At 52.8% G+C, this 21695-nt stretch carries 22 protein-coding genes; 3 read left to right on the forward strand and 19 right to left on the reverse strand.

From position 1 onward, the window contains the following. Positions 1 to 115: 115 nt before the first annotated feature. From AAB391_01250 to AAB391_01300, 11 genes are all read right to left on the reverse strand, one after another. On the reverse strand, positions 116 to 967 hold the full coding sequence (locus tag AAB391_01250; GenBank protein MEK7644939.1) for a nucleoside monophosphate kinase: 852 nt from the start codon (positions 965 to 967) through the stop codon (positions 116 to 118). A gap of 112 nt (positions 968 to 1079) precedes the next feature. Next, positions 1080 to 1568: a DUF456 domain-containing protein gene (locus tag AAB391_01255; protein MEK7644940.1), complete on the reverse strand. Its 489-nt coding sequence runs from the start codon at positions 1566 to 1568 to the stop codon at positions 1080 to 1082. Continuing rightward, a complete protein-coding gene (locus tag AAB391_01260; protein MEK7644941.1) occupies positions 1565 to 2428 on the reverse strand; it encodes a hypothetical protein in 864 nt (287 codons plus the stop codon). The genes AAB391_01255 and AAB391_01260 overlap by 4 nt, the downstream gene beginning before the upstream one ends. Positions 2429 to 2595: 167 nt before the next feature. Then, on the reverse strand, positions 2596 to 3522 hold the full coding sequence (locus AAB391_01265) for a hypothetical protein (GenBank protein MEK7644942.1): 927 nt from the start codon (positions 3520 to 3522) through the stop codon (positions 2596 to 2598). Positions 3523 to 3569: 47 nt separating this feature from the next. Beyond that, positions 3570 to 4313 carry a DNA alkylation repair protein gene (locus AAB391_01270; GenBank protein ID MEK7644943.1) on the reverse strand — a complete coding sequence of 248 codons (744 nt, stop codon included), beginning with the start codon at positions 4311 to 4313 and terminating at the stop codon, positions 3570 to 3572. A 110-nt stretch (positions 4314 to 4423) separates the two neighbouring features. Then, positions 4424 to 4945, reverse strand: a complete 522-nt coding sequence (locus AAB391_01275; protein MEK7644944.1) for a hypothetical protein — start codon at positions 4943 to 4945, stop codon at positions 4424 to 4426. A gap of 241 nt (positions 4946 to 5186) precedes the next feature. Next, a complete protein-coding gene (locus tag AAB391_01280) occupies positions 5187 to 6041 on the reverse strand; it encodes a PD-(D/E)XK nuclease family protein (GenBank protein MEK7644945.1) in 855 nt (284 codons plus the stop codon). Between the two features lie 108 nt (positions 6042 to 6149). Further along, on the reverse strand, positions 6150 to 6428 hold the full coding sequence (locus AAB391_01285) for an SWIB/MDM2 domain-containing protein (protein MEK7644946.1): 279 nt from the start codon (positions 6426 to 6428) through the stop codon (positions 6150 to 6152). Positions 6429 to 6473: 45 nt separating this feature from the next. After that, positions 6474 to 9260: an Ig-like domain-containing protein gene (locus AAB391_01290; protein MEK7644947.1), complete on the reverse strand. Its 2787-nt coding sequence runs from the start codon at positions 9258 to 9260 to the stop codon at positions 6474 to 6476. Between the two features lie 180 nt (positions 9261 to 9440). Beyond that, positions 9441 to 11279: a ParB N-terminal domain-containing protein gene (locus AAB391_01295; GenBank protein MEK7644948.1), complete on the reverse strand. Its 1839-nt coding sequence runs from the start codon at positions 11277 to 11279 to the stop codon at positions 9441 to 9443. 138 nt (positions 11280 to 11417) lie between these two features. Then, on the reverse strand, positions 11418 to 11786 hold the full coding sequence (locus AAB391_01300) for a mercuric transporter MerT family protein (protein ID MEK7644949.1): 369 nt from the start codon (positions 11784 to 11786) through the stop codon (positions 11418 to 11420). A 32-nt stretch (positions 11787 to 11818) separates the two neighbouring features. Between AAB391_01300 and msrB the strand changes: the two genes are divergently transcribed. Then, on the forward strand, positions 11819 to 13012 hold the full coding sequence (gene msrB / locus AAB391_01305; protein MEK7644950.1) for a peptide-methionine (R)-S-oxide reductase MsrB: 1194 nt from the start codon (positions 11819 to 11821) through the stop codon (positions 13010 to 13012). Positions 13013 to 13224: 212 nt separating this feature from the next. Then, entirely contained in the window at positions 13225 to 14253 is a 1029-nt protein-coding gene (locus AAB391_01310; protein ID MEK7644951.1) for a TIM barrel protein, read from the forward strand. 156 nt (positions 14254 to 14409) lie between these two features. Here AAB391_01310 and AAB391_01315 read toward each other — a convergent pair whose 3' ends face one another. The 8 genes from AAB391_01315 to AAB391_01350 all read right to left on the reverse strand — a co-directional run bounded on the left by AAB391_01315 (position 14410) and on the right by AAB391_01350 (position 21436). Further along, entirely contained in the window at positions 14410 to 14607 is a 198-nt protein-coding gene (locus AAB391_01315; GenBank protein ID MEK7644952.1) for a cold shock domain-containing protein, read from the reverse strand. 335 nt (positions 14608 to 14942) lie between these two features. Further along, a complete protein-coding gene (locus AAB391_01320; GenBank protein ID MEK7644953.1) occupies positions 14943 to 15317 on the reverse strand; it encodes a hypothetical protein in 375 nt (124 codons plus the stop codon). Positions 15318 to 15340: 23 nt separating this feature from the next. Then, positions 15341 to 16126: a DUF817 domain-containing protein gene (locus tag AAB391_01325; protein MEK7644954.1), complete on the reverse strand. Its 786-nt coding sequence runs from the start codon at positions 16124 to 16126 to the stop codon at positions 15341 to 15343. Between the two features lie 21 nt (positions 16127 to 16147). Next, positions 16148 to 17014 carry an alpha/beta fold hydrolase gene (locus AAB391_01330; GenBank protein MEK7644955.1) on the reverse strand — a complete coding sequence of 289 codons (867 nt, stop codon included), beginning with the start codon at positions 17012 to 17014 and terminating at the stop codon, positions 16148 to 16150. A 121-nt stretch (positions 17015 to 17135) separates the two neighbouring features. After that, entirely contained in the window at positions 17136 to 17585 is a 450-nt protein-coding gene (locus tag AAB391_01335; protein MEK7644956.1) for a DUF1761 family protein, read from the reverse strand. Between the two features lie 65 nt (positions 17586 to 17650). Continuing rightward, positions 17651 to 19204: a multicopper oxidase family protein gene (locus tag AAB391_01340; GenBank protein ID MEK7644957.1), complete on the reverse strand. Its 1554-nt coding sequence runs from the start codon at positions 19202 to 19204 to the stop codon at positions 17651 to 17653. Between the two features lie 2 nt (positions 19205 to 19206). Further along, the gene (locus AAB391_01345) at positions 19207 to 21162 is read right to left on the reverse strand and encodes a copper-translocating P-type ATPase (protein MEK7644958.1); all 1956 of its coding nucleotides are present in this window, start codon (positions 21160 to 21162) and stop codon (positions 19207 to 19209) included. 1 nt (position 21163) lies between these two features. Beyond that, positions 21164 to 21436, reverse strand: a complete 273-nt coding sequence (locus AAB391_01350; protein ID MEK7644959.1) for a metal-sensing transcriptional repressor — start codon at positions 21434 to 21436, stop codon at positions 21164 to 21166. A gap of 97 nt (positions 21437 to 21533) precedes the next feature. Here AAB391_01350 and AAB391_01355 point away from each other — a divergent pair, with 97 nt between their 5' ends. After that, a complete protein-coding gene (locus AAB391_01355) occupies positions 21534 to 21662 on the forward strand; it encodes a hypothetical protein (GenBank protein MEK7644960.1) in 129 nt (42 codons plus the stop codon). Positions 21663 to 21695: the final 33 nt, after the last annotated feature.

Raw genomic sequence — 21695 nt, forward strand, 5'->3', positions numbered from 1 at the left:
CCGCAGCAAGAGTGGCAAAAGCAATCAAAAGAAAACGCGGCCGCCTGAAAAGGGGCCGCGTTTTTCGCTGTGTGAGAGAAATACATCCGAGGAACGATCGGCGTGGACACGATTTTCATGCCACCTTCGGGAGGTGACGGAAATAATCGAGCCCATCAGAACGTGCCAAGCTGGCAACGTGTTCGAGCTGGTCGCGCGTAGGGGCTGGAGTGAGCTTTTCCACAAAAGCCACGGTCGCCGCCGGATCGCTCTCGAACGGCAGACGCTGAAAGGATCGAAGGTGGATGAGTGAAGCCTTCAATCGCTCCATCTGCACACCCTGATACCCGACGATCCGAGCGACTTCCAGGACCTTTTCTAGATCAGTCTGCTGCACCACCGCAAAGCGTTTCGGGTCCCAGTTGCGGATCGCTTTGATCATCGGGACGGTCTCGCCCAGAAACTGGTGATGCCAACGGTGCAGGAAGGTGGTAATGTTGTCATCCGCACGGCACAATTCCTTCCGGCGCTGCCCCAAAACTTGTGCGAGGCAGATGCCGAATGGCTGGCACAAAAGAATTGAACGCGCAATGACGTGAGTGCCCTTCAATTCTTCCAGGCGACGCAGGACGGCAAACTGAAGATCGTTCCGCGGAAACCCATCGAGCAGGAAGGTTCTGACACCGGCCTGAAGCCGCTGCAGGATCCATTCCAACACGACGACAGTGGCGAGCTCGTCTTCGACCATCTCGGCGCATTTCATCTTTTCTTCCGCCGCCGCGCACGCATCGCCGACTGGGCCAGATTCTTTGGCGCGGCGGCGGATGGCGGCACTGCAGCTCAGGTGATGAAATGACACTGAGCCATACTCCTGCAACAGTTTGCCGACAAAGTCCTTGCCCGCACCCATGCCGGCCAGGAGAAGAAAGAGGTGGAAATTGCTGTAGCGGGAAATTTGCAGTATCAATCCTTCGATGTGCTGTGTCACGACGCCTCCTTAGGTAAGGGGTTTTTGTGGTAGCTCCGAGTGTTTCTTTCACAATGTGAAGAACAGAGCCAGAGGGCTTTATATCAGAAAAACAGCCGAGCGTCAACGAAACCTAGACCAACACGAAGTAGAGGAAGAGTCCGAACATGAGCACGGCCAAACTACAATTCACCAACGCGCCCGTCGCTGAGCCGATGAGTCCGGCAGTAGCGGCTTTGAGGGCTGCTGCGTTACTTTTGCGTGCCACTACTTCTCCCGCAAAGATGCCGACGAACAAACCAACGATGCCCCCGAGTGGCGGAAAGGCGATGAGACCAACAATGAGTCCGAGGAATCCGAAAAGAATCGAGCGTCGATCTGCCCCACCATATCGTGCGCCAAGTATGCCGGCGAAGTAATCGATGAAGAAAGATACGATGAGAATACCGCCAAGTACCGCAAGATTCTCCCAGGTGATGTGTACGAAGCGATCGGAAATCGCAAAAAGCAATGCAATAAGAAACATGTACGAGATCGCCGGCAGAAACGGCACGAGCACTGCCGGAATACCCAGCGCCATGAATATCGCTGCAACCGCGAGAAGAATTGGGTGTTCAATCATTTCTTCATTTTACCATAGCCGCTGCCGTATCCATATTCGTATTCATCCTCCTCGTCGATCTGGTCGTGCAATACGGCAACATCCTTCGCCAATGAGGCCGTCTCTGCATCTTCATCATCATACGGGTCAGAAGATGGCCCGGGAACAACAATAGACACTTCGTCGAGCACGTCATACAGAATATTTGAGGGACAGGCTACGGGGATCCGATGAGACAAACACACGGGCTGGCTTCCCTGCACAAACACATCCAACGCGCCCACGACGACACCAAGTATCTTGCAAGAATCGACGTCGATCAGCGGCGCGCCGCCATCGGCAAGCCAAGGTGCGCCGTCTATCTCGAGCAGTTCTGGCACGCCATTTTTGTCTTTCTGGACCGCACCGATCGAGCAAAGGTGTGTAAAGACTTTCGGCTGCCCTGCAGCGACTCGCTTCATATCAGCCTCATCCACCCCATTCCGACACCTTGTTGCTGGGAAGCTGAGCGTAAACGCCTCCACCCCAGCGGTGAGACAGTCCTCGTTGGTTTCGAGATCATCCATCGAAAAGCCGACTTCCTGGCGTTGCTCGAATCCAAATACAGCCAGCCCTCGTACGGTATCGGTGTCGATGAGCATGAGGTCGGCGGTCTGGTATACATCGACCCCGGCCTCGGTCTTTTGATACACTCCCGCAAAATACTGCCCGGCCGCCTTCTCCATCGCCTTGAAAACACTGAGTGACGTCACGGCAAACTGTCCGTCTACCGCAAAACCAGTACCTTCGAAATGCACGGTTGATTGCTCAACCCCCATTTGTCTGGCACCGAGAAAGAGGAGGTTGCGACGAACTGAATCGATAATATGTTGTGTTGGCATGCGAATATGCTTATGAGTAATACCCATAAGTAAAGCAAACCAGTGATAGAGAAACTGCTAAAAAGTGTTCAAGAAAAGACTAATTTCCGATAAAGAAATCGTGAAAAAGTTCTAAAGAAAAAATGAAGGAGAGGTAAAAACAAAATCAAGAATCGGGCGGACCATTTTTACAGAGACAAGTTTCGCAAGACAGTCGCATCCACAATGTTCGGCTGTGCTTCGCGAATCGCACCATAGAAGCGCACCTTGTCGCCCTTGATGAATCGAGCGATCGAAAACACCTGTCTTTTGTTGTTCAAAATACTCACTCCATCAGCGAGCGGCAGCGTGTAATCCACCCCGCCTACAGTGACAACCATGTTGAGCGGCAATGTATTGCCATCAATACTTTTGATCACCCCTTCAAAATTACGTGGCTTGAAAATCGACATGTCCTGATAGATACGAATTGTCTGCGCCTCAAGCGTCTTTTTGAGATTGTTGTACACGCCGGTGGCAGAAGTGATCTTCGTGCCGACACCGAGTGTATTCGTGCTCAACACCAAAGTGCCCTTGTTCACCGGCGTCGATGAGGCTACGAGCAGCGTGATCTTGCCGCGGGTCTTTGAGTTGAGAATATACGCCAATGCGGTCGGCGTACTGGTACCGAGCTCGGAGATACTACCGGAAAAACCTTCCTCCAATGTTTGTAGAGACCAATTCTTCACCTTCTTCGCCACCACATCGAGAGAGTTCGAGCCTTCAAACAAGTCACCGGTGACTGAAATAAAGTCGCCGACAGAAATTTCCTTCACGGTAATAGCCTGACCGAAGCGTTTTTCGAAAGCGGTCTTGTCGCTGGTACGGACAGTGACACGGATGAAGGAAACTCCCCAATACACCTTGCAGAAAAGGGTCGTACCCGAAACCTGCTCCACACGAGCACCCTGGATAGAGACGCTGCCATTATCATTCACATGCACCTCGAGGGTGGAGCCGAAGGGCCGCGGATCGTAGTTGGGTGCGAGCACTTGAGCCTGCGCCATTTGAGCAAAACCGCCCAAAATACCGGTCGAAAGGCCAAAGATGACCAAGGCATTGATCGCTTTTTTCATCCCAGAACACTACCACAAAACAGCATATTTGGCCATCTTTGGCCAAATTAAGCCATCCTAAGGTATTTGGCCCGCTGGGAGGCCGAAAATCGCTCAATGGCATATCGGAGCATCGTCCTCGGCATGGACACAGCATGCGTATCCAGAAAGCTCCTGAGGGTTTTTAGACCTATTGGGGAGCGTTTCCCTATCTCGCGAAGCATCCAACCGCAGGCTTTGTGGATAAGGTCGTGCTCGTCGGAAATGAGGATCTCGCAGATACGAATAGTGTCAGTGAATTCACCTTGTTGGATGAAAAAATAGGTTGAAATGATAGCGATGCGCCGCTCCCACAGATTAGCCGAACGTGCGAGGCGGTCGAGGATGGCAGTGTTCCCTTTTTGGTAGAGGTATGCCCCGAGGATGTCGCGAGCGGAGTTGTCGACGAGGTCCCAATTGTTAAAACAGCGAGCATGCTCTAGATACCACTTGGCGAGGCGTTCTTGTTCGGCGAGGGAGTCTTGTGGGGTCGGCGATTTCTTTGCTAAGGCATATTTCAATTGCAAGATTTCCGTGCAGGTGAAGCGATGCTCGTGAATTGGACTTTTGGCGAGTGTGGCAAGGTCGGAGAAAGACAAGTGGGCATACGCGCGGGCGATCGTGCGCTGTTGTGGCACCGTCAGACCAAGGAAACGATCGCCCGCGCCATATTCACCCGTGCCCGTCTTGAAATACTTGGCGAGCGTGGCAGATTTCTTGGCGTTGGCGTTTGCTTTCAGCTCGCGCACGAGGTCTTTGAGATTTTTCTTCATGATGGTCAGTGTCAGACAGTATAACAGAGAACGCTTAGGCAAGAAAAACCGACCCAGGCGATGAAGCGAGGGCCGGCGAAGTGATCGGGCGAAGTGATCGGCGAAACGGCCTACCACTTCCGTCTGTCGCGACGATAACGCGGCGGCACACCCGGTTGGCTATGACGCATGCTGTCGGATGGCGGCGTTTGGGACCGAGCGCGAGTCGAGGGTAGCAGGATGGCAAAATCCGAAGGCTTGAGCGGGACTTCACCCAGGTCGAAGGGGGACGGCAGCTGGATGGCCATACTATCGAGCGCCGCCCTCAGTGCTTCTTCAGGCTTTTGCCCATCCTCGAGGGACAGCGCAAAATGTGGCGGATCATCGCTGTTGATGTCTTTGACATACAGATCAAAGCCAAGAGACAAGCGGATGCGGTTGGCAAGCAATTCGTCCACCAGCCAATTGGGACAAGCCCACACATTGCGGCGACAGGGCTGACCGACAATGTCGCAACAAGTGAAATCGAGACATTCTTGCGTGGTCACCGCCTGTGCGAGCTGTTCGGCGATGAAGGCATTGGTCCTTGCGTCGCCTTTTGGATCAACGTAGCAGACGAGGCTGCTATGGATGGGACGAGTGAGACTTAGCATAAGTAACTCCAGGGATGTGATGTCGGTGTTCCGACTGGTTTTCAAACAACGCGAATGGAATAATTAAACCGCGACACGGTCACTTTGTCAAGAAAATATCCGGACGATGTGAACAAGTGGGTGGGTCCGCCGACTTTTTTGAGTAGGTGCGGATTTTTCATACAAATTCATACAAAGTATGAAGAAGTATGAAAAATCCGCACCTACTGTTTTCCGCCGCACCACCCCTGCTCCACCTGCTCTAGACGAGAAAAAGGTCCTGATTGTATTCCCCAACACCGAGATATCTCGCTTCGCCACGCAAGATAGCTTCGTATGGCGCGCAGGCGAAGCATGGGGAGCCGCCCGCGATCACCCGTGGACATGCAAATTCACCTTTCTCGCGGGCGGCCTTCACTGCCCGAGCCACGGCGAGCACTTTTTCTCGCGCGACGTCCAACGAGGGCAGTTCCACCGACTTCGGCTCATCCTCCCGATCGAGATACCAATAGCTCGCACCCGACACTTTTCGCTTCTGCAATTCATTCAACAGCAGCAAATAAATCGGGAGCTGCAGCGACTCGCCATCCTCATCCCGCTTCCCCGTCTTGAAATCCAACACTCGCACGCTGTCGTCTGTCGGTACAAATTCGAGCCAATCAATCTTTCCGCACAAAATAATATTTTCCTCCTCAGACAAAAAGAAATTCGGCAACATGTCATCCTTCCCACCTTTCAGCTTCAACGCCTTCTTCACCAATGGCCCCGGATGCGCGATCACCCGCTCAATCATCACCTTGCCCCGCGCCTTCCATTCGGCTTCCTCATCGGCACTTTTGAAACCGCCTTTCTCGCCCGACACCTTCGCCCACTGCTTTTCGTATTCCGCCAATAAATCGCGTCCAGAAAATCGCTCTTCGGCCTTGAAATCCGCCAACCCCTCCACCACACCGTGCACCGCAGTTCCGAGAGACAAAGCCGGCCCAACGACACTCATCTTGCGGCGGGTCTTCGGATCCTTGTACATATTGTGCAGATAGTACGCGCGCGGACATTTCAAAAAATCCCCCATCGAGGAATGCGACACCCAAACTGCGCTGTATTTGTCTTTCGCCATTATCCGACTATTTTACCATATCGGACAACGCAGACTGCACGCCAAACAAAAAAGCCGGCCATCGGGCCGACTTTTTTGTTGATTTGTTTGCTGCTCCGAAACGGAAAATTATGAGAGATGCTTCGAAACCAAGCTAGTCATTTCAAACATGTTGACCACGCCCTTGCCGCCAAACACCACCTTGAGAGAAACATCAGCATTGATATTTCGCTTGTTCTTTGGATCCTGGAGATTGTTCTTCTTGATATATGCCCAGAGAGCCTTCACGACCTCAGATCGAGGCATCGGTCCCTTTCCTACGACAGTAGCCAGCTCTGAGCTGATGGTCATTGGCTTCATGAATGCTGAATTGGCTTTCTTCGCTGCTGGTTTTGCTGCTTTTGGCATATTGATTATATTAATTGCTTAATGGACACCATTATATCATATCCTCTAGTGGGCCGCCACCCTAGCCAATCGGTTGGCTACTTCCCTCGAACGAGCTGCAAAGATGCCGCTCCCTTTCGACAATCCGAACGGCTTCAACACCTCATCAGTATGCGCCTCCTGGAAACGGATCAGTGCACGCTGAGTCCTGGCGCCGAAATATTCCGACTCATTCCCCGACGAACCTGGGCCCTCGGTCGCCAAAAGAAAGCCTTGGCGATTCAACAAACGCTGCAGTTCGAGCACGTCAGGACCAGTCGCCCCCAGGCGAAGGGTACGACTGAAGCCGGAAAATACTGCTTGTGAGGTCAGCAAAGGTGTCTCCCGAACGGATTTTGAAACAGCGGCCGTGGCAAGAGGTGTCTGATCATGATATACCACCCTGCCGTCCGGATACACCGTCTGTGCCCGCGGTGCGACATATCCCAACAGCGCGGAAACCGAGCCGGTGAAGATCGGACCATTCGCCGCACCGGAAGAGCTGGAAGCTGCCGCAGAAGCCGTCGAGCCAAAGATCGCAAAGTCGGAAAAAGCGGTCGTGCTGCAGGTCACCACTCGAGAAGTGGTATTGGTGGAACATCCAGACAGCGCATGCCAATCGGAGCCGTCATATCGATAAATGACCAGAGTGGAATCATCAAGACTCGATACATCGGAAGCAGAATACGAAAGCGAAACCGTGAGCGCCTCAGAGAAAGTCGAGAGCGTAGTGGTCGCATCGATCAAGGCTTTCAAATTAAAAACCTTGTCACCAACACGATTCTTGCCAGAGGGCACGGAGACGTTCAAAAAGAACGCCGTACTATCGAGCTCATGAGCCTGGAAGACGGCCGAGGTCGTCGTGCCACTAAAGGAAGTCGGCACAGTAAGAGACAGGACTCCTTCTGTCACGGTGCCGCCGGCGGCAGTGGTGATAGCCTGTGATTCACTGGCGGTGATAGAGGCACTAGAGGTACAGCCAGTGGTGTAGAAGGTGTCATCTGTAGAAGTCCCGATATTCCCGACGGCATCAGTGCTGGATGCTTGAAAATGATACTGCGTGCAGGCTGTCAGGCTAGCAAGACTGACAGAATGGCTCGTCACTCGCGGCGACGTGTCCGTCTCGACCGTCGAAGTGCCGTAGCTCGAAGACGGACCAAAGTTCACCATCGAAGAAGCCGCCTCGTCGGTGGTCCAAGTGATGGTGGCGGTAGTTGTGGCGGTCGAAGTAGCGACTGAGGTCAATACTGGGGCAGCATTGTCGACCGTGAAAGAAACGGTGCTCGAGGTGGCGTAATTGCTCGATGTATCACGCGCGACCGCAAAAGCGCTGTGCGCGCCGCTTGTAGTGGCGGTGGAATTCCAAGTAATCCCGTAGGTCGAAGTGGCATCCTCGCTCCCTTGCAGGGTACCGTCCACGTAGAAGGAGACGCCAGCGAGGGCAATGTTGTCGCTCGCCGTCGCAGTAAGAGATACTGCACTGCCGCCCACGGTAGCAGCAGCCGAAGGTGCCGTCAGAGACACGCTAGGAGCCGTAACATCAGCAATACCGCCAGCACCGTATTCATACGCACCAATATCCGTACTGCCGCTCCTCGTGCCGCCACGCTGGTCGGTGCCGGGAATAGACACTGTGCCATTGGCCGAAGTGTTGCCGGCATCGATCGCCACCGAATCGCTCGACAAGGCCAAGGTCTGCACACCATTGGATGTGCTATTGTCGGCCAAAGAAGCGCTGAGGCTGAGAGTCGATTGATCGCCAGTGAGGTTACCAGTACCGCTCCAGGTCTTGTTGGTACTGTACTCGACCACGTTGTAGCCGTTGTCGGTGATGCGTCCCGCCGAGCCGGACACGACATAGAAGTCGTTCGCTGTACTGTTCCCGGTGTTGTTGGCAAGGATGGTGTTTTTCAAAATGAAATTGTAGCCGTCGGTAACCGACTCGAACATCACGCCGCCGGCGCCGGCTGTGGCCGTATTGTTGGCGATAGTGCTGTTTGTGACCGTAAATGAGTTTGGATAATACACCTGCAAAGCGCCGGCGTAGGAATTGGTGCTGTTGCCGGAAAAGGTGGAGTTGGTGATCTTTGTTGTCACAAACCGAAAGACGCCAAGCGCTCCAGACGGCTCGGCATAGCTGTAAGCAAAAGTCGTTGGATTACTACTACTCGCAACATTGGCTGAAAAAGTGGATGCGGTGATATTGATCGTGTTGCTCTGGCCTGAATAAATACCGCCGGAACCGTAATATTTTCCGTTGAAGGTGTTGTTTGCGATCGTCGAAGTCGAAAGATTGAGAGTGCCGCTGGCGTCGTGTTTCAAAGTGATCGCGCCGGCACCGTAATAATTGGTGGTGGAGTTGTACCAATTGTACGAAATGGTCGAATTTTGCACCGTAAGCGTACCGCTCGTAGTGATGCCACCAGCCGTCTCCGTGGCCGTACTCACGCCGTAGCGGATGGTGACGTCTTTAATAACCACAGTCTTGCCAGAGCTCACTGTAAACACGCCTCGGTCAGCCGTATTCTCCGAACTCGCTGCCTGGATAAAAGTGACGCCCGCTCCCTGCCCTTGAATTGTGAGGCTTTTCCCTAGCGTGTAGCCGGTGCCGGAAGCATCACCCGTCTCACCGGCACTGGTCCAATCGAAAGTACCCGAGAGATTGAGAGTGTCCCCAGAAGCTGCCGCCACGGTGTACCCTTTGTGGAAAGTCGCGTAGGGCGTACCGGAAGAGCCGTCACCCGTCGTATCGTTGCCGGTCGAGCTGTTGACGTAGTAGGTTGCCGCAGAGGCCGCCGCCGGGAAAAGAAACATGCAGAGTAAAAAAATACTGGCGAACAGAACGCTACGAGCGCGACTTTGCATACTCCAGGCCATGTCGAGATATTGTATCATCTGATGAAACGGCGACAATGCACAAAAAGCTCGTGCGGGAAAAGAAAAAAGCGCCGTCCCTCGGGGCGGCGCTTCGCGAACACTGGACCAACAGACCGCTTAGGCGGGGGCGGAGGCGGAGGCGGTCGGAGCCGCTTTCCTCGCCGCAGTGCCCAATCGGTAGAGGAGCCGCTTTTCTTCGTCGAGACTCTTGATGAGCTCGGTGAGGATAGCAATCTGCGCCTTGCACTGACCGTTCAGTGACTCCACAGCGATGCGGACTTCTTCCTGAGGCATCTGTCGCAGGTTGGTCGCTGCTAGACGCAACGCCATCATCCTCCGCTCAAGAGCAGCGGAGTAATCGCTCGGCTTGACCTTCCGTGTCCGCTTGTGGACGACGAATTCTTTGCCGAGCATCTTGATCGTCGCTCTGATGAGGCCTCTGGTGGGCTGCTGTTTCGCCTTTTCCCAGATTTCCAACTGCCTTGCCGGGTCGATCCGAGAGAGCTCGACAGCTTCCGCTAGACGGATGCGGTCGGACTTCGGAGTCGGCGGGTCAAGGAGCGGTTTCAGCTCTGGGACGAGACGCTGCAACGAGTGCAGATTGCAGACCGTCACCACGCTTTGGCCGATAGCCGCAGCGATGTTGGTGAGGGACACGCCAACTTCGACCTGGGACGCGATCGCGTTCGAGATCTCCACGTGCGTGTGGCCTTCGCGGCAGAAGTTCTGGATCAAGGAACCCATATGCTGGTCTGCCTTCGACTTTGGACGAGAAACCGTGATGGCAATATGCGTCGCGCCAATCATCTCAAGGGCGCGCCAGCGACGTTCGCCGTCGATGAGTTCGAAATCGAACCCATCTTCAGGCGGCGTGAGGCGCTTGACCATGCACGGTGTCCGCTGACCATGCTTCCGGATGCTCAATCCAAGCTTCTTCAGCTTATCGGGATCAAACCAGACCCGCGGCTGGCCCGGAAAACGAGGGTCGTTCGACGGGGCAAACGGCCGAACCTTCCCCACCGGCACCACCAATGCTTCAGTGACGTCTGGCGGTGGCGGCACAGAGGTATCAGCCTCTTCGACGGCAGCCCGCTTGATCCGCCTCTTTCGATACTTGCGTGGCGCCTTCTCCATCATCGCGTTTGGCGGTGCCTTTTCGACAACCGGTTTGGTTTCTGGAGGAGGTGTAGCGACAGGTGCCGGCATGGGAGCTGGCACTGCGGGTTTGCGCGGCGGCGGAACGGCGGCCGCTGTGGCAATCGGTGGAGCGAGACGCGGGGCGGGCCTGATCGGCACTACCACTTCGTCAGGTTCACCCGAAGAACTGCGACCATCCGAGCCTACGCTTCTGTCTGTAACATCAACTTCTTCTGCCCCAGTGACAGTCAGCTCCGGCCTCCAAACACCACGTTCGGTCGGCTTCTTGACGGCATCGGGCGTGTAGGCACCGAGCCCAACTACCGCCGGATCCGGGACGGCCATCGCATGCGGCATCTGATTTGCCTGCAAGACGAATCGAGGAGAGAAAACGGGCGGCTCGCAGCCAATGCCTTTGAGCAACCCGAGCTTCGTCACTTCAACTCGCGGATGTCTGTCGCAGACATAAAGCCACATGACATGTCCGGAAGACACCAGGAAATAGGTGAGCGATCTGTCGGCACGGAGTGTGTCCGTATCGACGATCTCTCCCTTCTGAACCTCACGTTCAGGACCGTTGCAAGAAATGACTTGAAATGGCCTCCGACGAAGTGACTCACCTGAGGAAACGACTTCGTGACGGAAGACAAACATGCCGTCTGTCGGGAAGCCGCTGGCTCCCACGAATCCTGCACTCTGAGACAGGACCTTCCCTCGCTCACCCGCATCATTGCTGATAGCGAGGACGCGGAGTTCAACCGTTTGCACCGCAGATGCAGAGGTGGCTTTCCCACCCTGCTGTTGGTTTTTCGACTTCATAACTACCTCACTTTCGTGTTGTTCTCGGTGAGAGAAGAGCTTGTTGGTTGTATTGTCAAGCCTGGCGAAATGATACACGAGCGAGCGACAACATACCACTTGACCGACGAAGCGGTATGTTTCAGAAAAATTTCAAGACTACTCCCAGATTCCAAATGGCAGCCCAGCATAATGCACCACGACGTAGAGAAAGATGCTGTAGCCAACAATCGCCACGATGAGTGCGATGAGCGTCGTGTTCACGATCTCCTGTCGGCGCTTTTTTACTTCATCGAGTGTGCAGATCCCCTTCTGTTGACGAAAATACAGCACGAGGCTCCATGCGAGGAGGATTAAGCCAACAATACGAAAGGCCCAGCGGTAGTCGCCATAAAAGGTATCTGCGAGGGAGGAGGCAAAAGCCGCCGTCGACAAGCCGAAGGCAACAAGGATGAGCGGACTCAAGCAGCACAAAGACGCTGCCAGCACCGGCAGACCCGTGAGCTTCAAGAGATCTTTCGCTTTCACTCGCCTATTATAACAGATGATAGAATAGACCCATGAACAAACAGCGCATCTGGACAATTGTTGGTGCAGTCGCGACTATCGCTACCATCGGCGCAGCAGCCCAGTGGGGCTACGGGTGGTACCAAGGTCGTTTTGCACCGAGTGTGCTCGATACATCGGCTAAATCGACTGGGCCAACCTTCAGCACTTCACCATTACCAGCGACGACGACCACTGCTCTCGTCTATTTCGCCGGCGGTTGTTTTTGGTGTGTCGAGAGTGATTTCGAAAAGCTGCCCGGGGTCGTGGAGGTGGTATCGGGCTACACGGGCGGCACCACAGGCATAGACGGTCCGACCTACTCCGAGGTCTCGAGGGGTGCGACCGGCCATCGCGAAAGCGTGAAGGTGGAATATGATCCACAAAGACTGACCTATGCTCAGCTGGTATTTTGGCTCTTGCGTCACAGCGACCCGACCGATGCGACGGGTTCCTTCTACGATCGCGGCCACCAGTACACTTCGGCCGTGTACTACCAAACCGATGTTGAAAAACAGGCCGCCGAAGAGGTAATCGCAAAGGTGGCTCAACTAAAAATATTTTCGAAACCAGTTGTGACAGCCATCGAACCCGTCAGCGAATTCTGGATCGCCGAAGACTATCATCAAGATTTCTACAAGAAAAACACCACTCGCTACGAACACTATCGCCAAGCCTCCGGCCGCGACGCCTTCTATGCATCAATTTGGGGCAGCGGGAAATACGATCATTTGTTTGACGCCGTGGCGACGTCGCCAGCAAATGGTTGGACCTCATTCACAAAACCCGACGACACAGATCTCCGCGCCAGACTGACCCCACTCCAATACGAAGTGACCCAGCAGGCTGGCACTGAAAAGCCATTTCAAAACGAATACGATAGCAACAAGCGCGACGGCATCTACGTCGACATTGTCTCCGGTGAGCCTCTCTACTCTTCGCTCGACAAATACGAATCTGGCACTGGCTGGCCGTCATTCTCCAAGCCGATTTCTCCCGAGGCTGTGACCTTGCACGAAGTCAACGGCTGGTTCACCAGGCGCACCGAGGTCCGCTCCCGCTATGCCGACTCGCATCTCGGCCACGTCTTCGAGGACGGACCCGCCCCAACCGGCCTCCGCTACTGCATGAACTCCGCCGCGCTGCGTTTTGTACCCAAGGAAGATTTGGCAAAAGAGGGCTTGGGGGAATACCTGAAGCTGTTCTAAAAATTGACATTACCACCGTAAAAATGGTAAAAACTGTCCAGGAAGAAATTCCTGGACTACCCTCTTGAAAAAAGAGGTGGTTGGACCCATTTTGTCCAACCGTGTTTCAGGATCGTCTCAGCGGTCTTTGAAACAGTGGTTGTCGGAAACAACACAACCGGGCATAAGGAGCGCCCAGTGAGAGAAATTTTCTCTCCGAAGCAACGACAGTAATGCAAGACACCCTCAAGATCCACAACGCCGTATGGCCGGGCCTCGTCGGAAAAGGCAGCCCCGGTGCCGAGCCGTTCATTGACCTCGACACCATGCTCGACCTCACCGCCAACGCGGAAGTGAACGGCGTGAAATTCGATGGCGTTGACCTGTTCGCCTACAATCCGCACATCGACATCGACATCAGTGACGATGGCATTAAGGCTCTCGCTGACAAGATCAGGGCGAAGAACCTCATGATCGGCTCCATCGTCGCACCTGTTTGGTTTGACGGCAACGCCATGGGCGGCTCCGATAAGCGCGCCGGCTGGGTCACCGCAGTCAGGAAAACCTGCCGCATCGCTCACAAGCTCCGCGAAATCGGCGCACGTCCCTGCGGCATCGTCCGCATCGACTCGGCCTGCAATCCGGAAGACTGGAGCAAGGATCCTGCCGGCAACACAAAGCTCATTGCCAAAACGTTCCAGGAAGGCGGGGCTGTTGCCGCCGAATACGGCGAACGTCTCGCTGCCGAGGGTGAGATTTGCTGGGGCGGCATGCATTCGTGGAGACACATGGTGGACCTGCTCGAGGAAACCGACCGGCCAGGACTCGTCGGTTTCCAAGCCGACATGGCCCACACCCTCCTCTATGCCCTGGGCCACAATGCCCCGGAACACCGGCTCCTCCCGCTTGGCTATAACTGGACTGATCCTGGGCAGCTCGACGAGGCGCTTCGTGTCATGACCCGGTCACTCCGTCCATGGACGATCGACTTCCACGTCGCTCAGAACGATGGCACTGTGAAAGGTGGCGGCAATCACGATAATACGGGCAAGCACTGCCCTGTGGATGATCAGAACGGCAAACTGGACATCGTCCGCCACGCCGGCTACTGGATGCGCAACGGCGAAGGCTACCCAGTCCAGTCCTTTGGCCACATCTGCTGGGACGGCTGTCTGTTCCCCAACGAGGTTCTCCTGAAGCAGGAAACCTACAACAAGATCCTTACCAAGATGATTGCTGTGCGCGAAACCCACGGCTGGTAGCAGCTGATGACTACGCGAACTACGCAAAGCCATCGAAAATCACGAATCGCCGGATGAGTCAGTCTGGCGGTTTTTTTATTGCAAAAAGCATACCGCAAACAAAAAATCGCCTTCCTTTCGGTTGGCGATTTTTTGTTGTCTTTCAGAGACTCAAGCTTACGCTCGAGATACCTGTGTTGCAGAAGGACCCTTGTCTCCCTGTACCACCTCGAAAGTGAGAACATCTCCCACCTTCAACTGATCAAACATGACTCCTACCAACTCCTTTGAGTGGAAGAAGAGGTCCTTTGTCTCGCCTTCGCGAGCAATGAAACCAAATCCTCGGTCGGTGAGGGTCTTGATTGTTCCTTTCATCATTTTGTGTTGTTTTTTGTTTTTCTATTAGCTGCAAAACTCGACTCGGTTTCCCAGATAGTATACACCAGATCGGGGAAAATAGCGAGCGGCAAAAAAAGCCGCCTTGTCTGGCGGCCTTTTTGCTACTTGTTTCGTGCTGCTCGCTTTGCACTCTTCACCGCTCGACGCTTCGCAGTCTTGCGTGAGCGTGAGGTCTTGTTCTTGATATCCTGTGCTGCTCGTTTTGCCATGTGAATGTGTGTTGAAAATGAAATAAAGGCTTGTTTGCATATTATACAGAAAAAAATCTGAAAAAGATATGGCTTCTGTGAAATCTGACTTAAAAATCACCTCTACTTTGATAAATCCACCCACTCGCCAGTCTCAGAATCACGTCTTGCAATATTCCCAGCAAACGACTCTTCACCTTCCGCATCTAGGTCGACAAAATTCACGGCCGTCTCAGCTGAACTCATCCCCGGAAACGTGCCGGCTCGCTGATACGTATACACGCGAGTCTCGCCGTCTTTTCCAGGCACAAACACTTCTCGCAAATAGATACCTTGCTGGTCAGACAATTCTCTCAAAAAATCTGCGCCCTCCGCAAAACGCGCGAGGACTTCTGTCACCTGCTCTGGTGTGAGAATGTTTTCAGCCACTTGTTCAGGCGCAGTTGCGGTTTCCTCCGGCGGTACCAACGATTCAGGACTCTCGAAGTTTGGTTGCATGCACAAATATTAGCACATCTCAATCAAATAACCTGCACCTCCTTGCTACGTCCCAACTCCCTCTTGAAATGCTTCAGATACGCCACCAAGATGAAGCTGATAATGACCATCAAAAACCAGGATGTTATTTTGCCGGTGGACACCATGTTCCACACATGGACTTGGTCGGGATATTGCCAGGCGCCGAGGTAGGTGGAGATATTCTCGGCTATCCAGATGAAAAAAGCGACGAGGAGGAAGCCGACATTCATGTGCATCCAGCGCACTTTTGTGGCGACGGTGAAATACACACGCGTCTTCCAGAAAAAAGCGAACACCACGGCGATCAGAAAGTAGCGGAAATCGTAGATGTAGTGATTGGTGAAAAAGTTGAGATAGATGAGGAGGCAAAGCACGGCGCTCGCAGCATAGTGCTCGTAGTTGGTCAGGTGCAATTTCATAATCTTCCACGATTGGCTGATGTAGCTGCCCACTGCCGCATACATGAAGCCGCTGTAGAGTGGCACAGTCGCGATCTTGAAGAATGCCGCCTCGGGATAGCTCCAGGAGCCGATCCCCGGACTAGTTTTGTACAGCTCGAGAACGAGGCCGATGATGTGAAAGAGGAAGATAACCTTCACCTCGTCCTTGGTCTCGAGTTTGGTGAAATAGAGGATGGCTTGGATCAGCACCGCAGCAACAAAGAGAAAATCGTATCGCGCAATGCCGAAAAGCGGAATGTGGTTGGACAGAAAAAGCAACAGAAAGAACGAACCCGCAAAGACGCAGGCGCGGGCTTGTTTGAGGCCGAAGAGGAGGAATTCGTGCATATGCCTAGCTTCTATAAAAATCTATTTAAGTAACCACTTAACAACTCTTTCCGCCATTAACTGCTCTCTTCCAAAATAACTATGGGATGCGCCCTCGATAATATCAATTTCAAAATTTGGAGCATTTATTGCTTTATTTTTTATGAGTTCCAGAGCCTCTTGTTGAGGAAGGATGGCCGCATCGTCTTTTTCGCCCAAAAAAGCTAGAGTTGGAACTTTTATTTCCGCGATTAAGGAGGGCTTAGTTTTGTCATATGTATTAAAAATATCAACCGGCTTGTCTCGGGTATTCAAATCTACATATGTATATGCAGATAAATAATAGTAATCCCAAATTTTGACAGGCAATAATTCTCCACCCTTCCCACCCAAAATCATCTTCTCAGCCTGAGAAAGTAGGTCCTTGTGATTACTTTCCTTTTCTGCCAAACCAACCATGTCTGGTGGGGACATTAAAATTAATTTTTTAATTCTTTGATCCTGCGTTTTGGCTGCGTAATACACAACCTTCACGGCCCCTAAACTATGTCCACACAGGGTTATTTCTTCATATCCACTTTTCTGGAGATAATCAACTGCAGATTTAATATCAAATATGCATTCCTCAAATTTTTCGTATGCATTTCCAATTCTTCGATATTTTTCTTCTGAACCCGGAATTGGGAAATCGGCAACGATGTCATGACCTCGGGTATTTATACTTAAAAAAGTCTGCTGTGCCTGTGTAATGTGCTCGGCCATGACATCAATGAATCTATTCTCATAGAAGTTACCGCCCATGCCATGTATATGCAAGAAAGCTTTTCGGCTCAATACATCTGGACTATAAACCAAACCTTGCAGAATCAACTGATCTTCAGTTGTAAATCTTATAAATTCTGTTTTCATGACTTTATTATAGCAAACCAAATCATCCATTCCGTATTCCAATCACAATCCCCCCCATCAGTAATCCTGACTAAACAATGACTAACCTCATTAGATGAGGAATTCGTCCGTAGGCAAAAACCTACGCGAACAAGCTCGCCAACAGCGCGATCAGCATCACGGTCAGCAGGTTGGAACCAATGTCCGAGAAGAAGCGTGGCCAAGCGATCGCCCGATCGCCATTGCTCCAGAGGATGCCGGAACCGATGGTCGGCACAATAAAGCACAGCCAGTTCAGTGCCACGAAGCCGAGGGCCATCCAGAGAGTGAGGCCGTTCTTTAGGCTCGTAGTCACGATAAAGACGGTTGCGAAAGCAGTGAGAAAAGACAAGGCAAGCTGCCCAGCGTACATCTTTGGCATCATGGCCTTCCCTTCTTCCATTTTGCGTTTCATCTCTTCTTCCGACAGGTCGCCACAGCCGAGTGCGCGCATGTGGAGCTTCCCCATTGGTGTGCTGCCTGAATACCAAAAGGTGCCGACAACAGCTGCGATCACGGCTCCGGCGAGGGAGAGTAAGATGATGGTGGTCATGGGGTGATGGTTATGTGTATGGGTGAATTATGCTTAGGGGAGATTATAGCACGGGCCAACATTCTCTACTCCACCTTAAATTCAAACATCATTCCTGCTTCTAAATGCTCCGAGATGTGGCAGTGGGCCATCCACGCGCCAGGATTCGATGGGTCAAGCACAATATCTACCGTCTCGCCCGACTTCACTAAAACAGTGTCTTTCCAGACAAGATTGCTCTGCTTCACGCCGTCACGAGACACCACCAAGAATCGCTGACCATGGAAATGGATCGGATGCTGCATCGGATGCATAGAGTTCGAGTCGTTGAAAATCCGAATCTTCACAGGCTGGCCATTTTTGAATGACCAGTCAATATCCATATTTTCCCTGCCGGTATCCTGATCGACAATCTTCCACTTTATCGAATCCTTGTTCGACATCTCGTTCATCATTGAATTCGTGTCATTCCACTCAATACCATCCGAACTTCCGGACATCATCGATCCGCCCATCATAGTGCCGTCCGGCATCATGTGCGCACCATGGCCCATTCCTTGCATATTCATCATGCCGCCGCCCATATCGAGTGTCAGTGCGATTCGCTTTTGCGGCACGGTATCGAAAAATGCACGGAACGGCTCGATGCTTTCAGTTACCGTGCGATTCACCTGAAGACGGTCAAACTCTTTTTGATATGACTGACTGACTTTTTCTGAGCCAACAACGAACGCGCCCATTGAATACCGCCTCTCGGGAGTGTCATTTTGGATGCTATATGCGCCCGCACTCGGAAATAGTACGTCCACGATCGCGCGTTCCGATGGTCCAAGCACTACGCTATCAACGAGCGTCGTTTTTTCATACGCGCCGCTGTCGCCACCGACAAGCTTGAGCTTCAAGCCACTGATCGCAAAGCGAAACGGTCGCGCATTCGCCGCATTTATCACATACAGGCGCACGACTTCCCCCGTCTTTGCCTGAAGATTCACCTTCTCCTGCCCATTCACCAGCAATATGTTCCCATAATGTCCCATGAGCGAGTGAGTGTTGTCGCCTTTCTCGATTTGGATCCTGCCATTTTCAAGCGGCAAATCGGAAAGGAAAAGCGGCAGTTCCCTGTTCACAGGTGGAAAATACGAGGTATCTGTCGGAGTCACGATGAACGCGCCATAGAGTCCCAGTGCCTGGCCATAGACTTCCTGCACATGCGGATGATACCAAAATACTCCAGCATCCGGGAATTTCAGTTTGTATGAAAACGTCTCTCCCGATTTCATTTCCCGCTGCTGTGTTTGCGAACCATCAAAGGCATTTTCCATGCGCACACCGTGAGAATGGAGCAGAGCTGGCAGGTCAGTGCCGTTTTTAAAATTGATGGTCACTTCTGCACCTTGTGCGACCCTGATCGTCGGACCAGGGATCGAACCGTTGTACGCCAACATCTTTTGCTCCTTGCCAGCGAGCACTTTGGTGACATAGCTTGCGATGAGGTCGTATGTATCGCCATTTTTGAGCTCAACGACAGTGCTCGCCGCTACCGCTTGTGTTGGAACACTGTATTTATTCGCCAACAGCGCATATCCTCCGGCAAGGACGGCGACCGCCACAACAACAGCAAGAATTGTTTTGTGTTTCATGTTTATATATGTTTATTTTTAAGCAACACGGCATTGATGGCGACGATCACCGTACTTGCAGACATGAACACCGCAGCGAGCCACGGCTGAAGGATAATCCCTTTCGACGCAAGCACACCTGCAGCCAGGGGTATTGCGACCACGTTGTACCCAGTCGCCCAGAAAAGATTCTGGATCATTTTGTTGTAGGTAAGTCTCGAGAGATTGAAGATCTTCAAAATATCTCTTGGATCATTTTTCACCAAAATGATCCCGGCAGATTCGATCGCTACATTCGTGCCTGCGCCGATCGCGATCCCGAGGTTGGCCTGAGCCAGAGCCGGAGCGTCATTCACCCCATCACCCACCATCGCCACGATCCGACCCTTGCTTTGGAGCAGTTTCACCTTCTCGGACTTTTCTGCCGGACGGACGCGGGCAAAATATTCTTCGATACCAAGCTCTTTCGCGACCTCTTTCGCCACTTCTTCTGAATCTCCCGTGATCATCGCGACGGCGATGCCTGCTTGCTTGAGCTTTGCCACGGCCTCCTTCGCCTCAGGACGAACGATATCGGCAATGACGATCGTGCCGATCTGCACTCCGCTTTTTTCGACCACAATATCTTTGCCACCACGATGACCGACAAATACACTCACGCCGTCAACCTTGGCCTCTGCGCCCGTACCGGCAATTGTGTTGAAATCTCGCACTTCGCCGATCTTGAGACGTCTCTTCTGAGCCTCCTTCAGAATTGCCTTGCCGATAGGATGTTCAGAATGCGTTTCGACGGCAGCAGCAAGCGCAAGCACCTCATCGGAAGTTACCGACACGACGCCGAATTCGCCTTTAGTGAGCGTTCCTGTTTTGTCGAATAGTACAGTGTCGATTTTTCTCGCACCCTCGAGAGCGACGCGCTCACGGATCAACAAGCCATTTCGTGCTGCCATGGTCGTGGAGATGGCCGCCACCAGTGGCACTGCGAGACCGAGTGCGTGAGGACAGGTGATCACCAATACAGCCACCATTCGCTCCATGGCGGTGAGTGTTCCCGCGCCAGCGAGGAGCCAAGCGACAAAAGTGATGCCACCTCCAACGATGGCGACGATGGTCAGGTAGAATGCGGCTCGATCAGAAAGCATTTGTAGTCGAGATTTCGAAGACTGCGCATCGGCGACCAATCGCATCACACCTGCCAAAAATGTTTTCTCTCCAATAGTGCTGACCTCCACCTTGAGACTACCCTCGCCATTGATAGAGCCGGCAATTACTTCATTTCCCGCATGTTTCTGTACCGGCTTTGACTCGCCCGTGAGGATTGACTCGTTCACATTTGATTGGCCTTCAATAACTCTGCCGTCGGCGGGGATCTTTGACCCTGGCTTGATCAATACGATGTCGCCAACTCTCAAATCTGTAAGCGGCAAGGTCTCCGTGAGATTTCCGCGGACCACTTCTGCTGTATCTGGCAAGAGTTTCGAGAGCTCTTTCAACGCTCCTTGTGCACCCATGACCGACTTCATTTCGATCCAATGCCCGAGCAACATGATCGCTATCAGCGAGGCCAACTCAAACATCAGATCGTGCATCCCGCCCGAAAGGATCGAGAAGACACTGTAGCCGTAGGCGGCGGTGACGGCGATGGCAATGAGCGTCATCATACCCGGCAGCCGCGCCTTGAGCTCGGCATAGGCGCTCTGGAGAAATACCCAGCCGCAATAGAAATACATGACTGAACCGAGAAGCAAGAGGACATACTGCCAGCCAAAAAACTCTGGACCCCTGACGTTGAATACCTCTTTTGCCATCTCAGAATAGAAAAAGATTGGAAGCGTGATGATCAAAGAAATCCAAAACTTCTTCAAGAAATCAGCCGTATGGTGGCCAGCATGCTTATCGTGCGATTCCGCGTGCTCGTGATGGTGCTCGTGCGCGCTCGGGTGTTCGTGCGTGCACTGATGTTTGTGTTGGTGTTCCATATTATTTTTTCTTCTGAGCAAGCTTGTAAATTTTCAGGATCTCTGCCGTCGCCCGTCTCTCTCGGCCTGTTTTCATCTGATGCAACACGTGAGTCTCCAGGTGATTCTGCAAGATCAGGTCTTCGACGCCGGCCAAAGCCTCCTTGATCGCGCTCGCTTGGGTGATGATATCAACGCAATACTTCTCTTTCGCCACCATGTTCACCAGTCCTCTCAATTGCCCCTGCACGATATTCAGACGCCGCGCCACTTTCTTTTTGATTTCAGCTTTCATCTCTACAGTATACCCCCCATGGGTATACGTGGCAAATGAATAGGTGTATACTATGAGCAGTCGGTGGCAGTATTACTCATTTTAATACAACACTTTTATGATGACATATGGATACAGCGGCATGATGGGCGGAGCGGGATTGCTCGGTGGACTCATTTGGCTTGTGGTTGTCGTCGACCTCGTCCTCCTCGGCGTCTGGCTTTGGCAGCAGGTTGCGAAGAAGTAGCGAAGGTACCGTCCACTCAATTCAGCTCAGCAA

This window comes from Patescibacteria group bacterium (assembly GCA_038065315.1).
Taxonomy (GTDB): Bacteria; Patescibacteriota; Minisyncoccia; order Phycocordibacterales; family JBBTRF01; genus JBBTRF01.